Below are 13202 nucleotides of genomic sequence, written 5' to 3' on the forward strand. Positions count from 1 at the left end.
GCCTAGGGTTATAGCTATGAAGCGTACCTTCCCCGCCGCACTCGCCACCCTCGGGCTAGCCAGCACCGCACTCCTTGGCGGCTGCTCTTACCTACCCGGCGGCTCCAGCATGGAAACCACCACGACTGCGACCTCCGCAGCCCCACTGCATTCATCAGCCGACAGCGCATTGCCAATCGACGCCCTGCCGGCCCCCGTCAGCCGCGACGACAACACCGCCTGCCCCTACCTCGACCGCCAATTCGTAGCCGACACCAACGGCCAACGCGTCCTCGCCCAAGGCATCGACCCAGCCTTCGCGACCCCCGCCTGCACCTTCTACTCCTATGCCGACGAACCCCAGCTCACCGTCATCGTCCGCGACATGGCCACCCGCGAAGACGCCATCAAAGTAGTCGACTGGGCAGCACCGATCGACACCACCGAACCCGCCGAAGAACCCGCAGGCTGGGACGGCGGCCGACGCGGCTCGCCCGGACGCGCCATCTACGCCGTACACAAAGACACCCACGCTGTGGTGGTGTTTTCCAACCAAGACCAGTCGTTAAAGGCGGAGCTCATCGCGAAGGAAGCGATCAAGAACCTCGGTTTGTAGCCGGTTTTTGGCGCGATGTTTGACGCGTTGTTGGGCTCGTTGTTGGCTCGTTGTTGGGCTCGTTGTTGGGCTCGTTGTTGGCTTGCTCTTGGGCGGGCCGGTTTTTGGGCGTCGCATTCTGGGCTGCACACACGCTACCGCGTCCCTTCGGCGTAGTCGGACTACCTAGAACGAATTTTATTCATGGGTTTTGAGCCCTTCGGGGTAGTCTGACTACACCGAAGGGACGCGGTAGCAGTTCTGAAGCAAAATCGACGGCGCCAAACGGCACCACCGACCGACAACAAAACCGGCAAGCCCTAAACAGCAACCTCGTTGTAAGGCATCAGTAGGGAAATCTGCGGGAAAATTACTTCCATGAGCAGGAAGAACACGCCGACCAGGAGTGCGAGCACGATGATGAGTCGCACGATGAAGGGGCCGGGGAGGTGACGCCAAATCCATCCGTACATTGTTTAGCCTTCCTGGAATTCGATAGGTCGATCGCTGCCGGTTTTAGTTTCGCTGCGGACCTTCATAGCGTGGACGATCATTCGTTCCGCGTTCGAGAACTGGGGGTGGCAGGTGGTCATGGTCATGAGTGCCTGCATGTCAGGGGTGATCTCAGTGGTCTCGTAGCCTGGGACCGGGTTGACCACCGCGTAGTCAGACGGCAGGGTGATGTGTCGGCCCTGAACTTCTGCGTAGCGGCCCGTCGTCATGGCTTCGACCTGGGTTGGGTTAAAGCAGTTGGCGGCTTCGGCACGGCGCGTCTCGCCTTGGGCGTCGATAGGCATGATGCGGTAGATGTCCCAGCTGGATTGTGTCTCGACGATCACCGCGTCGCACGCCTTCAGGTTGCCGAGGTCATTGAACGGCGCGCCCTTGCCGACGCGGTGGCCGGCGACGGCGAAGTTGCCGTTCTTGCCTGGCATTTGCGAGTCGACATAGCGGCCTGGCCCCTTGAGGAGGTCATCGTCGGTGGTGCCTTCCACGATCGCGAATGCGAAGTCGCTGCCGAAGGCGGGGATGTACATGCGGGCGAAGGCTTCGCCAAGCTGAGGTGTCAACTTCTTGCGCGGGTTAACGTATTCGTGGCCCCAGTTGGCTTCCATCTGCTGCGAAACCACATGCTGTTTCTTCCCTGCTTCCACGTTCGTCCAATACGCCTCGTAAAAAGCAAAGGAAAAGAGCAGCACCGAAATGGTGATGAGAAGCTCACCGAGAATCTGGGTGGCTGTTACCTTGTGAACTTTCTCGGGTTTTCGGTGCCGGGAGCGCCGGGCCGGTTGTTGCGCGGTCATGTACGCATATCCTAGTGCTATTTTGTGACCAACTGGCAATGGTAGCGTAGCTAAGGTCCGCGCAGTCCCACGCAAAGCGAGCATTTCCCTTGATCGAATTCATGATTTATCCCGTCTCGGCGGTGCTGAAATTTTGGCACTGGTTCTTGCATTCTGGGCTGGGCTTATCGACGCCAACCTCGTGGCTGCTCTCGATTTTTGGACTGATCATTACGGTGCGCTCCATTGTGGCCCCGACCTCGTGGCTCATGATGAAGTCTGGCAGGATTTCACAACTACTTCGGCCCCGAATGAAAGAAATCGAGCTGGAATACCAGCAACGCACGGACGGCGAGGCCTCTAAGTGGAAACGCGAGGAAACTAAGCGCGTTCAAAAAGAGGCTGGCTACAACATGTGGGCGGGCTGCGTACCGATGCTTATCCAGTTTCCGGTGTTCATTGGCCTTTACCAGGTGTTATTGCGGATGGCTCGCCCAGCAGAGGGCTTCCACGCTGTGCACAAGCCGATCGGTTTCCTCACCTCTGCAGACATTGAAGACTTCATCTCGGTACGCGTGGCGAATGTCCCTCTTCCGGCCTACTACTCCATGTCGGAGCAAGCCATGGCTGATCTTGGCACGAACCGCGCCGACGTTGCTGGCCTGGTCATTCCGTTGCTGTCGGCCGCCTGTCTGTTTACCACAATCAACATGATTTATTCGTCCTACCGCGGATACAAGACGCTCGACTGGTCGTCGAAGTTTGCAGTGGGCGTTACCCGCGCACTGCTGTCTTTCATTCCGCTTGTGCCGATCATGCTGCTGTCCTCCGCGCTTACCGCTCCAGTTCCCGCGGCGATCATCATCTACTGGTTTGGCGGCAACTTGTGGACGATGTCGCAATACATTGTGCTGACCTACTTGCTGCATCGAAACCACCCACTTACCCCGGAGTTCGAGGCTTTCCGGGAAGAGACGAAGCGCGAATTCAAGGAGAAGGCGCGCACCAAGCGGGCCCACAAGCGTTTTGTCCGAAAGAAGCGACTTTTGACAGTGCTACAGCCCCATCGCGCAAGCACCCACCGCCAAGAACTGCAGGAACACCGTGCAGAGCGTCAGGCCGCTCTAGAGGCTCAACTTGCTCTGCAAGCCGAAGCGAAGGCTCGGGCAAAGGCTCGAAACGCAGCGGAACGAGAAGCTCGGCGGCAGCGGATGGCGGAAAAGCAGTCGAAGAAGAAAAATCAGATGGAGTAATCCGCGGGTGGGGCTGAAATGAGCTGGTCAGCGAGCTCACGGGCGGTCTTCAGTGGCTCGAGGTTTTGAGCCATCGTGGCGCCGGCGAGACCCCCCTCCAAAAAGACGAGCACCTGACGAGCCACGCTTGCGCTTGGATAGCCGTTGAGTTCGGTCAATAGCTGGGTAATGGTTTCTTCGCACCAACGGCGATGGGCCTGAGCCGTAGCGACGATTTTGTGTTCCAAATCCGTCTCCGGACGTGGATATTCGGTGGCGGCATTGAGAAAATGTGAGCCACGGAAGTTCTTTGCTGGTTCTTCCTCAATGCATTGGTCAAAGAAGGCCAGCACTTTCTGATCGGGGGTTTTAAGCTCCGCTGCGCGGGCGCTCCAGGCGGCCCGCCACTGGGCATCAAGCTGCTCGACATATGCCACTACCAGGGCATCTTTTGATCCGAACAGTGAGTACAGGGAAGCCTTCGCCACGTCGGCCTCCCGCAGGATGCGGTCGATGCCGATCACCCGGATGCCTTCGGTGGTGAACAAGTGGGTGGCGCTGGCGAGCAAACGCTCCCGCGGACTCGGGCGCCCTTTTCGACGTCCGCTGGCGCGAGCAGGCTTCGCAGCACTTTCCATGTCGCTTCCCTTCTGTGAACAAGTTTTGGTGCTCATTCTAGATTACCTAAACAGACTAGTGCGTCTTTGTTGTTGGCCACGCTAAAACCCGCTGCCATCTGAAAGATTCAGATAACAGCGGGCTTAGTTAACGCGCGAAGCTTAACGCTTTCGAGTGACCATCTGGACGAGCCACAGCAGGATAACTGCGCCGATCAGACAGGTCACAAAACTCATGATGACACCCATGTTGCTGGTATTCACTCCGAACAGACCAAGCAAGAAGCCACCGAGCACGCCGCCGATAATACCGACCACAATATTCAGAAAAACACCTTGCTGAGCATCAGTGCCGCGAATCTTGGAGGCAATCCAACCTGCAAGGCCACCAATAATGATCCAGCCGATCCATCCCCATGCCATAACAATTACCTACTTTCTATTCATTCGTTTTTACTTACCCTCCCCACGGTAGACGTTGTGCAGCCCATTAACCCAGCCGAATCGATAGGTTTTACCGTTCTGTAGTTAAGCGGTTATCAAAGCGTGACCTTACGATTGTTTTTCTTGGGAAAACAAAAAGTGGCCCGTCCTGAAATTCGGGAGCGGACCACTTATGGAAGAAACTATTTAGTCGTTATCCGCGGTTGGACGAACAACCATCATCGGGCAAGGAGCCGACTGCAGCAGTGCTCGAGAGGTAGAACCGAGCAACATACCCTTGAATCCGCCGCGCCCGTGGGAACCCACGACCAACAGCTGGGCATTCTCGGAGGCGTCGACAAGCGCGCGAACCGGTCGGTCGCGGGTGACAATCTTCTTGACCACCACGTCCGGATGGGTCTCCTGGAAACCGGCGAGACGCTCAGAAAGCAGGGCGTTTTGCTCTTCCTCAACCACTTGCCATTGCTGCTGCGCAGCCGCGAGGCCAGCTAGCGATGCCTGGACCTGCATGTCCATCCAGGTATGTACGGCGTGCAGCTCGACATCGCGGGCAGCAGCTTCATCAAATGCAAATTCGGTTGCCTTTGCAGACACGGAGGAGCCATCCACACCCACCACAACTGGGCCATTTTCCACACCTTCGAAGTTGCAGTCCTCACGAACGACCACGACGGGACATTCAGCGTGTGATACCACAGCTGCAGAAACCGAACCCATCACCATGCCAGACAAACCGCCGAGGCCGCGCGAGCCCATCACGATCATGGTGGAAGTCTTGGACATCTCCAGCAGCATGTCGATTGGGCTGCCTTCTGCGATCGTGTGGCCGATCTTGATGTCTGGAGCGATCGCATAGGCGATCTCGCGAGCCTCATCGATCTTCTCCATCGTCTCCGCCTGGAGCTCATCGTAGATCTCCTGCGGCGGCACCATGCCCTCGGCGTACAAGAACTGAGGCATGGCATAAGACGATGCCAACCGCAGCGGGATCCCTCGCTTCATCGCTGTCCGCGCTGCCCATCGCACCGCAACTTTGGAAGCCTCAGAACCATCAACAGCCACAACGACGATGTTTTCCCTGGACATTTTGTTGGCCAACCTTTCAGAAACAGCGGACCCCGCCAACGCCTAGCCGCTAGCGAAGTGATTTCACTTACTATCCTACGCCGGCAATACGTTAAAGGGCAGTGGTACTAACCACTGCCCGTCATTGTGCGCTTATACCTGTGGTAGAGCTGCTGCTGGCGCGTTGGAAGGGTACAAAATCGCATAAATTACCTGCATGACATTTGCCAAGATTTGACCAATGCCAGTGGAGGAAAACTCAACGAGTGGAGCCATGAGAGAATTAATATCCATGGGCCATAGGATACCGCCAACCAATGACAACGACACAACCGCAACCGACCCGAATGTGGTTGCCGGAGGTAAGCGCCCCAAACGGCCGGCACCGCTTCCGGTGCGGGACGGGCTCAATCCTTCAAGAGTGCGCGTACCCGACGATGCGCCCCTCCCGTTGCGGGCACAAGACTTCGTAGCAGCCCTCATCGCTACCCAGCGATTCCGACACCCAGACGATGACGAACGAGCTTTACTCGGTCGCTTTAGCGCGGGGGAGGTAGTAGGGCAGCATGGCGAACCATTTGCCCCCGATGACCTCCTCAAGCCCGGAGTAGACGTCTGGTTTTACCGCATCCCAGCTCCCGAAACCCCGGTGCCCTACGACATCAAGGTCATTCATGAGGATGACAGGCTGTTGGTCGTCGATAAGCCTCCTTTTTTGGCGACCTTCCCCCGCGGTTCCCACATCACGGAATCGGTGCTGGTGCGGATGCGTCGAGAGACAGGCAATCAGGAGCTTTCTCCGGCGCATCGCCTGGATCGCCTTACCTCTGGAGTTCTGGTGCTCACGAAGTCGCAGCGGTGGCGCGGAGCCTATCAAGAATTGTTCGCCCGGCGCGAGGTGGACAAAGTCTACGAGGCTACCGCCCCAGCCGAGGCCAACATCACAGCGGGAACCGTGTGGGAGCACCGCATGGAGAAGGAGCGCGGGGAGTTCAAAACGCGCATTGTCGACGGCCCCATTAATGCCCGAACCGTCGTTGAGGAGGTGACTCCCTTGCCCAGCAGCGAGGAGCAGGTGTTGCAGCGCCTTCATGGCGTGAGCTCGCCACTGTCCCGTTACACGTTGCACCCGCTCACTGGCCGAACCCATCAGCTTCGCCTGCACATGTACTTGGCCGGGGCGCCAATTCTCGGCGACCCGGTATATCCGGATGTGTTGCCGGTGGACGCGGAGGACTTCGCGGTCCCCATGCATTTGCTCTCCCGACGCCTGACTTTCGTCGATCCGATTTCGGGAGATTTCCGATCTTTCGAGTCCTCCCGATAGTCCCGTTTGTAACATTGGAACCTTCTGTAACTTCAGCCCCTTGGGTCGCAATTTTGGTGGGCAAACACTAAAGTGACTCTAGACCTATATACAAAACCAGCAAGAGGACATTAAAGACCATGGCTGAAGTTGCCGCCCGCGCAGTAAATCTGGTGAAGCAATACGGCACGGGAGATACCGTTGTCCGCGCCCTCGACGACGTCAATATCGAATTCGAAAAAGGCCAGTTCACTGCCATCATGGGCCCTTCGGGTTCTGGCAAGTCGACACTCATGCACTGCATGGCCGGGCTCGACAACGCCTCCAGCGGACAAGCCTTCATCGGCGATACCGAGCTGTCGCGGATGAAAGACAAAGAGCTGACCGCTTTGCGACGCGACCGCCTAGGCTTCGTGTTCCAGTCCTTTAACCTGGTGCCTACCCTCAACGCTAAAGAAAACATCACCTTGCCTGTAGATATTGCCGGCCGGAAAGTTGATGAAGCGTGGCTGGACGAAGTCACCAAGCGCCTTGGCTTGGATCACCGCCTCGAGCACCGTCCGTCCGAACTATCTGGTGGTCAGCAGCAGCGTGTGGCCGTGGCCCGCGCCCTCATCTCCCGCCCGGAGATCATTTTTGGCGACGAGCCAACCGGTAACCTGGACTCGAATTCTTCCCATGAAGTGCTGGATATCCTGCGTACTTCCGTCAACGAGCTCGGTCAAACCGTGGTCATCGTTACCCACGACCCGAAAGCGGCCTCCTATGCCGATCGGGTAGTTTTCCTCGCGGACGGACGCCTTGTCGACGAACTCCGCAACCCGACCGCTGAAAAGATTCTGCAGGTCATGGCAAAGATCGAGGACTTCTAAACACTCATGGCGAAGAATGCAATGCGCACCATTTCGCTGCGCAATATTAGAGCTCACAAAGTCCGACTGTTCCTCACCGTCTTGTCTGTGGTGCTGGGCACCGCCTTCATCGCTGGCTCCTCCATGATGACGGCCAGCCTCAAATCCAGCATGGACTCCCTGCTGACCACGGCATTTAACGACGTCGACGTGGTGATGATGCAAAATGAGAAGTCCCCTCGTGGCATCAGCATGGCCGACGTGCAGGCCATCCGCGATCGTGCGGACACCAAGAGCGTAGACGTATCCACGCAGCAATCTACCGTCATCATGACCGGGTCGGACGGCAAGGCCATCCAGACGGGAGCCGCCCCAGCGCAGGCCTTCGCCCTTGGTCCGAACCAAGACTTCGCCACCGGAGCCTGGCTCAAAGAAGGCAAGAAGCCCGAAGCCCGCGGAGAAATCGCGATCAATGAAGGTGCCCTGAAGAAGGGCAACCTAAAGATCGGAGACAAAACCACCGTGGTCACCCCGGCGGGCCGCCACGAAATGACGATCTCCGGCACCTTCGACTCCAAAGCTGTCTCCGACAGTATGCTCGGCGTCGCCTTTACTGAGCCAGACTTCCTAGCGAACTTCACCGACGGCGAACACGTCCAACTGCTCACCATCGAGCTCGAGGATGGGGAAGACGCCAACGCTGTTAAAGACGAACTAGGCACGGCCTATGGCAATTACTCCGTCCAAACCGGTCAAGCTCTGGTGGAACAAACCACCAAGATGATCTCCCAGGGCCTGAGCTTCATCAACTACGTGCTCTGGGCCTTCGCAGGCATCGCTTTGCTGGTCGGCACGTTCATCATCTCGAATACCTTCGCGATGATCGTCGCCCAGCGCAACCGCGAACTGGCACTGCTCCGGGCGGTGGGTGCTTCCCGTGGGCAGATCACCCGTTCGGTTGTGTTTGAAGCGATCGTTGTTGGTTTGGTAGGTTCTGTGCTCGGTATCCTCGCTGGTGTCGGCCTCACGCAAGGGCTCATGGCGCTGATTAGAACCCAAGGTATGCCATTGCCGAGCGCCGGTTTGGGGCTAGACACTACCTCGGTGGTCGCGCCGTTGGTCGTGGGTGTCCTCATCACCGTTCTTTCCGCCTGGGCGCCAGCCCGACGCGCAGGTTCCGTACACCCAGTCCAAGCGATGCGCGCTGGAGACCAATCCTCCAACAATTCCCTGGTGGTCCGTACCGTTTTCGGTGCGTTGGCTCTGGTCGTTGGTGTCGTTGCGGTGCTGGTCGGCTCGCTGGTGTCCAGCATTGGTGGCATCGGTGCCCGCAGTGGCGTGATCGGATTCGGAGCATTCTGCATCGTGATTGGTTTGTGGCTTGCCGGTCCTGCGGTGGCCGGGCCACTCGTTGGTGGTTTGGGCCGAGTCGTGGGAGCGCCATTTGGTGCCGTCGGCAAGCTGGCTGCGACCAACTCACAGCGTAACCCGCGTCGCACCGCCGCCACGGCATTCGCGCTGACGCTCGGCCTGATGATGGTGAGCTCGATCGGCATGCTCGGCGCTACCATGGAAAAGTCCATGTCCGACATGATCGACGACTCCCTCAGCGCCGACTTCGTCCTCTCTTCGTCCGGCGGCAGCCAGCTCGGCGTGCCCAAGGACGTCCCTGAGGTCGTCTCCAAGGTCGAAGGCGTCGATGCGGTGACCACCATGTACACCGCCCCCGTCGTGATGAACGGCCAAAAAATGGATGATACCTTCGGGCCACCAGCCATGAAGGTCCTGCGTGGCGACCTCTCCAAAGCCGTCAAAGTCACCATGCGCGAGGGCAGCATCGAACTTCCCGAAGACCAGCCCGGCGTGCTCATCGCCGACTCCACCGCAACACGGTTCAACCTTAAGGTCGGCGACGAAGTCACCCTGAACTCACTCGCTGGTGGCGAGGCGAAAGCCCCAGTCAAGGGCATATACGAGCAGAACTCCTCCCTCGACCGTGCCGTGCTGTCAAACAAATCTGCCACCGAGCTTGCCGACGAACAGGCGATCTCCATCTTCGCAATCTACGTCGATTCCGCTTCCGGGCCTAGCGACGACATGCGCAAACGCCTCGAAGATGCCGTGGCCGAACACCTCGTAGTCAGCGTCAAAGACAAGAACGAGTTCATTGGCCAAACGACCGCGATCGTCAGCCAGATGCTCACCATCCTCTACGCGCTGCTGGCGCTATCGGTGATCGTGGCGGTGCTGGGCATCGTGAATACACTCGCGCTCTCGGTGATCGAACGACGCCAAGAAGTGGGCATGCTGCGCGCTGTAGGCACCCAGCGTGGCCAGATCCGCACCATGATCTACATCGAATCCGCTGTGATCGCGTTCTACGGCGCTCTGCTCGGTGCAGTTGTTGGCCTGTGCATCGGCTGGGCGTTCATCCACGTGCTCGCCGGAAATGGTCTCGACCAAGTAGTCGTGCCGTGGGTGCAAGTAGGTGCAATGCTGCTGGCATCACTGGTAGTCGGCGTGCTGGCCGCTGTCTGGCCGGGCCATCAAGCAGCCCGGACGAAGCCACTGGAGGCCATTACCGACTAAGTGTTCGCTCTGGGTGCTGACTGGGTGCTGACTGGGTGCTGCTATCTACGGTGCACCAAAATGCACAAAATGAGGCAAACGGCAGCCTTTCCAGCACTTTCACGCACCCCAGATGACAGGAGTACCGTAACCCCCACTGAGAATAAGAATGCCTTCGAGATTGCTCAGAACTTGAAGAATGTGAGCATCTCGAAGGCATTTTGCCGCACCTGGTGAAGAAGCTACGGCTGCTCCACACCGATGTACTGGAGCGAGGTGTACTCTTCGATGCCTTCGAAGCCGCCCTCGCGCCCCATCCCCGAGTGCTTCACACCGCCGAACGGCGCTGCAGCGTTGGAGATCACGCCGGAGTTGAAGCCCATGAGGCCGAATTCGAGGCCGTCGGAAACACGGTACATCCGCGCAGGCTCCTCGGTAAAGACGTACGACGCCAGACCGAACTCGGTGTCGTTGGCCAGTTCCAGGGCTTCCTCTTCGGTCTCAAAGGTGAAAATAGGCGCGACCGGGCCGAAGATTTCTTCCTTGAACACGCGGGCCTCGCGAGGAACGTCGACGAGCACGGTCGGCTCGTAGAAGTGGCCGGTGTCGGGGCCGCGACGGCCGCCAACCAGAACGCGAGCGCCTCGAGAAACAGCGTCGTCCACCAGGGCTGATACATTCTCCACCGCGGCTTCCTCAACCAGTGGGCCACAGGTCACGCCGTCGTCAAGGCCATTGCCGAGCTTCAGTTCTCCGATGGCTGCGGCGAATTTCTCCGCGAACTCAGCAGCCACCGATGAGTGCACGAGGAAGCGGTTGGCGGCTGTGCAGGCCTCGCCGATGTTGCGCATCTTCGCACCCATCGCGCCCTTAACTGCCTTGTCGATGTCAGCGTCCTCGAAAACAATGAACGGTGCGTTGCCGCCCAGCTCCATGGAGGTACGCAGCACCTGTCCGGCTGCGGCTTCGAGCAGCTTCTGCCCCACCGGCGTGGAACCCGTGAAGGACACCTTGCGCAAGCGAGGGTCCGCCATGAGCGGGTTGGAGATCGCGGAAGCGGACGTGCCGGAGACAACATTCAAAACCCCGGCAGGCAGCCCAGCATCGAGCATGGTCTGAGCGAAGTACTGAGCCGTCAACGGGGTGAGGCGCGCAGACTTCAGCACCATCGTGCAGCCCGCAGCCACCGCCGGGGCGACCTTGCGGGTGGCCATCGCCAACGGGAAGTTCCACGGGGTAATCAGCAGGCATGGACCCACTGGCTTGCGTCGGGTGATCATCGGGAAGCCGGTTTCCGGCGACGTGCCGAACCGACCGCCGATACGCACGGCTTCCTCCGCGAACCAGCGCAGGAACTCGCCACCGTAAGCGACCTCGCCACGAGCTTCGGCCAGAGGCTTACCCATCTCCAGAGTCATGAGCGTCGCAAATTCTTCTTTCCGCTCCTGCACCAACTCGAACGCGCGGCGCAGGATTTCCGAACGCTCGCGAGCCGGGGTCGCCGCCCACGACTTCTGCGCGGCGCACGCCGCGTCGAGGGCGCGCATCGCATCCTCGGAGCCAGCGGACTGCAGCTCGGCGATGGTTTCCCGGGTCGCAGGGTTTTCTACCGTGTAGGTCTCGCCACTGGTGGCCGCTACCCATTCGCCGTCGATAAGCAAGCCGGTAGGTACTTTGGCAAGCAGCGCTTGAATATCAGTCATTGTTGAACCTTTCGACCAGCGCGTCGCTGGATTTAGCCAGAAGTTGCACGTCGGCGCCCACGGCGATGAAGTCCACGCCTGCATCGAGATAGGCGCGAGCTTGAGTTTCGTCGAAGGCGTTGACGCCTACGAATTTCCCAGCCGCCCGGGCCGCATCAATCGCGGAATGCACCGCGTCGAGCACCTCAGGGTGGCTTTGCTGCCCAAGGTACCCCATCGTGGCGGCCAAGTCAGACGGCCCGATGAAGATCGCGTCAACACCATCCACCGCCGCGATGCCCGCGGCATTATCGACGGCCTGCCGGCTCTCAATCTGCACGATGCAGTTCAGCGTCGTGGAGGCATCCGCAAGATAACCCGGTACCCGATTCCATCGGGAGGAACGCGCGAGCGCAGAGCCCACGCCACGCACGCCACGCGGAGGATAATGCATTGCGGCTACCGCAGCTTCCGCATCGGCGACGGTATGGACCATCGGTACCATGAGATTTTGCACGCCCAGGTCAAGGTATTGCTTGATCAGGGCGGTGTCGTTGACGGGCACGCGGACCACGGGGGCGACCTCGTACCCCTGGACCGCGCGCAGCAGCGAGGTGATGGTTTCCAGCCCGATGGGCGAGTGTTCGCCGTCGATAAGCAGCCAATCGGCGCCGGAACCGGCGAGGATTTCGGCAGCCGCAGGAGAGCCCGAGCAGACCCACAGGCCGGTGCCTAATTTGTCGCGGAGGAGGGGACTTAATTGAATCGGCATGTGATTGCTCCTAGTTGTCCGTAGTCCGCGTGGACGGTGTCACCTGGCTCGACCCACATCGGCTTGGTGAAGGAACCAGCGAGGATGATCTCGCCAGGCTCCAGGCTATCGCCGTGATCAGCCAGTTTGTTTGCCAGCCAAGCCACGCCCATCGCGGGGTGGTTCAGCACGGCGGCGGCCACACCGGTGTCTTCGATGGTTTCGTTGCGGTAGAGCAGCGCGGAGACCCAGCGCAGGTCAACCTCGTCGACGCGGACCGGGTTGCCGCCGTAAACCATGCCACCCATCGCCGCGTTGTCCGAGATGGTGTCGACGATGGTGCGCCCCTCCATCTCGATGCGAGAGGACAAGATCTCTAGGGCAGGCACCACGTATTCGGTGGCGCGAAGTACGTCGAAAATGCTGCAGTTCGGGCCGGCCAGGCGATCTTTAAGGACGAACGCCAGCTCGACCTCAATGCGCACGTTGGAAAACTGCGCGTGTTCAATCACTGAGCCGTTTTCAAAGACCATGTCGGAAAATATCGCCCCATAGTCTGGTTCAGTAATGCCAGTGGCTTCCTGCATCACCTTGGACGTGAGCCCGATCTTGCGACCCACGAGGCGACGGCCGGCCGCGATACCGCGACGCTTCCATTCGTTTTGGACCGCGTAGGAATCCTCTACGGTCATCTCCGGGTACTGTGCAGTCAGCCGCGAGATCATCGTGCGCTGTTCCTCGGCGCGGGCGAGGTCGTCGGCGATCTTTACGATCTGTTCGTGGGTGAGCATTGGTTTTTTCTCCTTCTGAAAGGCGGATAAGAAGGCCA

At 59.2% G+C, this 13202-nt stretch carries 14 protein-coding genes; 5 read left to right on the forward strand and 9 right to left on the reverse strand.

From position 1 onward, the window contains the following. Nucleotides 1-16 precede the first annotated feature (16 nt). Complete coding sequence (locus CEPID_RS11460; protein WP_047241072.1) at nt 17-595, forward strand: DUF2020 domain-containing protein; 579 nt, start codon at nt 17-19, stop codon at nt 593-595. Nucleotides 596-894: 299 nt separating this feature from the next. Here CEPID_RS11460 and CEPID_RS13450 read toward each other — a convergent pair whose 3' ends face one another. Continuing rightward, entirely contained in the window at nt 895-1047 is a 153-nt protein-coding gene (locus CEPID_RS13450) for a hypothetical protein (protein ID WP_047241074.1), read from the reverse strand. A 3-nt stretch (nt 1048-1050) separates the two neighbouring features. Further along, the gene (locus tag CEPID_RS11475) at nt 1051-1878 is read right to left on the reverse strand and encodes a class E sortase (RefSeq protein ID WP_047241075.1); all 828 of its coding nucleotides are present in this window, start codon (nt 1876-1878) and stop codon (nt 1051-1053) included. Nucleotides 1879-1979: 101 nt separating this feature from the next. Between CEPID_RS11475 and yidC the strand changes: the two genes are divergently transcribed. Then, nucleotides 1980-3110 (forward strand): membrane protein insertase YidC, encoded by a 1131-nt coding sequence (yidC, locus tag CEPID_RS11480; RefSeq protein ID WP_052843680.1) that lies wholly within the window; start codon nt 1980-1982, stop codon nt 3108-3110. Here yidC and CEPID_RS11485 read toward each other — a convergent pair. The 4 genes from CEPID_RS11485 to CEPID_RS13455 form a co-directional block, all read right to left on the reverse strand. After that, nucleotides 3098-3727, reverse strand: a complete 630-nt coding sequence (locus CEPID_RS11485) for a TetR/AcrR family transcriptional regulator (RefSeq protein WP_047241077.1) — start codon at nt 3725-3727, stop codon at nt 3098-3100. The genes yidC and CEPID_RS11485 overlap by 13 nt on opposite strands. A gap of 141 nt (nt 3728-3868) precedes the next feature. Further along, a complete protein-coding gene (locus CEPID_RS11490) occupies nt 3869-4129 on the reverse strand; it encodes a GlsB/YeaQ/YmgE family stress response membrane protein (RefSeq protein ID WP_047241078.1) in 261 nt (86 codons plus the stop codon). Nucleotides 4130-4336: 207 nt separating this feature from the next. Next, nucleotides 4337-5236: a universal stress protein gene (locus tag CEPID_RS11495; RefSeq protein WP_047241079.1), complete on the reverse strand. Its 900-nt coding sequence runs from the start codon at nt 5234-5236 to the stop codon at nt 4337-4339. Nucleotides 5237-5368: 132 nt separating this feature from the next. After that, complete coding sequence (locus CEPID_RS13455; protein WP_169747267.1) at nt 5369-5509, reverse strand: hypothetical protein; 141 nt, start codon at nt 5507-5509, stop codon at nt 5369-5371. On the opposite strand from CEPID_RS13455, the gene CEPID_RS11500 reads away from it, so the two are divergent. The 3 genes from CEPID_RS11500 to CEPID_RS11510 all read left to right on the forward strand — a co-directional run bounded on the left by CEPID_RS11500 (nt 5508) and on the right by CEPID_RS11510 (nt 9961). Beyond that, a complete protein-coding gene (locus CEPID_RS11500) occupies nt 5508-6542 on the forward strand; it encodes a pseudouridine synthase (RefSeq protein ID WP_236684244.1) in 1035 nt (344 codons plus the stop codon). The genes CEPID_RS13455 and CEPID_RS11500 overlap by 2 nt on opposite strands. Before the next feature lie 119 nt (nt 6543-6661). Beyond that, nucleotides 6662-7393: an ABC transporter ATP-binding protein gene (locus CEPID_RS11505; RefSeq protein ID WP_047241080.1), complete on the forward strand. Its 732-nt coding sequence runs from the start codon at nt 6662-6664 to the stop codon at nt 7391-7393. Between the two features lie 6 nt (nt 7394-7399). After that, nucleotides 7400-9961, forward strand: a complete 2562-nt coding sequence (locus tag CEPID_RS11510; protein ID WP_047241081.1) for an ABC transporter permease — start codon at nt 7400-7402, stop codon at nt 9959-9961. Nucleotides 9962-10182: 221 nt separating this feature from the next. Here the strand turns inward: CEPID_RS11510 and CEPID_RS11515 are convergent, their stop codons facing one another. The 3 genes from CEPID_RS11515 to hpaH are packed head-to-tail and all read right to left on the reverse strand — an operon-like array spanning nt 10183 to nt 13164. Then, nucleotides 10183-11643, reverse strand: a complete 1461-nt coding sequence (locus CEPID_RS11515) for an NAD-dependent succinate-semialdehyde dehydrogenase (RefSeq protein WP_047241082.1) — start codon at nt 11641-11643, stop codon at nt 10183-10185. Then, nucleotides 11636-12394 (reverse strand): HpcH/HpaI aldolase family protein, encoded by a 759-nt coding sequence (locus CEPID_RS11520; protein WP_047241083.1) that lies wholly within the window; start codon nt 12392-12394, stop codon nt 11636-11638. Before CEPID_RS11520 ends, CEPID_RS11515 begins: the two co-directional genes overlap by 8 nt. Continuing rightward, on the reverse strand, nt 12379-13164 hold the full coding sequence (gene hpaH / locus CEPID_RS11525; protein WP_047241084.1) for a 2-oxo-hept-4-ene-1,7-dioate hydratase: 786 nt from the start codon (nt 13162-13164) through the stop codon (nt 12379-12381). Before hpaH ends, CEPID_RS11520 begins: the two co-directional genes overlap by 16 nt. Nucleotides 13165-13202 lie beyond the last annotated feature (38 nt).

Origin of the sequence: Corynebacterium epidermidicanis (genome assembly GCF_001021025.1) — a bacterium.
GTDB lineage: Bacteria > Actinomycetota > Actinomycetes > Mycobacteriales > Mycobacteriaceae > Corynebacterium > Corynebacterium epidermidicanis.

Bases quoted from the DNA above. Each gene is read 5' to 3' on its own strand.
- CEPID_RS11460 (WP_047241072.1), top strand. From the start codon at position 17: ATGAAGCGTACCTTCCCCGCCGCACTCGCCACCCTCGGGCTAGCCAGC.
- CEPID_RS13450 (WP_047241074.1), bottom strand. From the start codon at position 1,047: ATGTACGGATGGATTTGGCGTCACCTCCCCGGCCCCTTCATCGTGCGA.
- CEPID_RS11475 (WP_047241075.1), bottom strand. From the start codon at position 1,878: ATGACCGCGCAACAACCGGCCCGGCGCTCCCGGCACCGAAAACCCGAG.
- yidC (WP_052843680.1), top strand. From the start codon at position 1,980: ATGATTTATCCCGTCTCGGCGGTGCTGAAATTTTGGCACTGGTTCTTG.
- CEPID_RS11485 (WP_047241077.1), bottom strand. From the start codon at position 3,727: ATGGAAAGTGCTGCGAAGCCTGCTCGCGCCAGCGGACGTCGAAAAGGG.
- CEPID_RS11490 (WP_047241078.1), bottom strand. From the start codon at position 4,129: ATGGCATGGGGATGGATCGGCTGGATCATTATTGGTGGCCTTGCAGGT.
- CEPID_RS11495 (WP_047241079.1), bottom strand. From the start codon at position 5,236: ATGTCCAGGGAAAACATCGTCGTTGTGGCTGTTGATGGTTCTGAGGCT.
- CEPID_RS11500 (WP_236684244.1), top strand. From the start codon at position 5,508: ATGGGCCATAGGATACCGCCAACCAATGACAACGACACAACCGCAACC.
- CEPID_RS13455 (WP_169747267.1), bottom strand. From the start codon at position 5,509: ATGGATATTAATTCTCTCATGGCTCCACTCGTTGAGTTTTCCTCCACT.
- CEPID_RS11505 (WP_047241080.1), top strand. From the start codon at position 6,662: ATGGCTGAAGTTGCCGCCCGCGCAGTAAATCTGGTGAAGCAATACGGC.
- CEPID_RS11510 (WP_047241081.1), top strand. From the start codon at position 7,400: ATGGCGAAGAATGCAATGCGCACCATTTCGCTGCGCAATATTAGAGCT.
- CEPID_RS11515 (WP_047241082.1), bottom strand. From the start codon at position 11,643: ATGACTGATATTCAAGCGCTGCTTGCCAAAGTACCTACCGGCTTGCTT.
- CEPID_RS11520 (WP_047241083.1), bottom strand. From the start codon at position 12,394: ATGCCGATTCAATTAAGTCCCCTCCTCCGCGACAAATTAGGCACCGGC.
- hpaH (WP_047241084.1), bottom strand. From the start codon at position 13,164: ATGCTCACCCACGAACAGATCGTAAAGATCGCCGACGACCTCGCCCGC.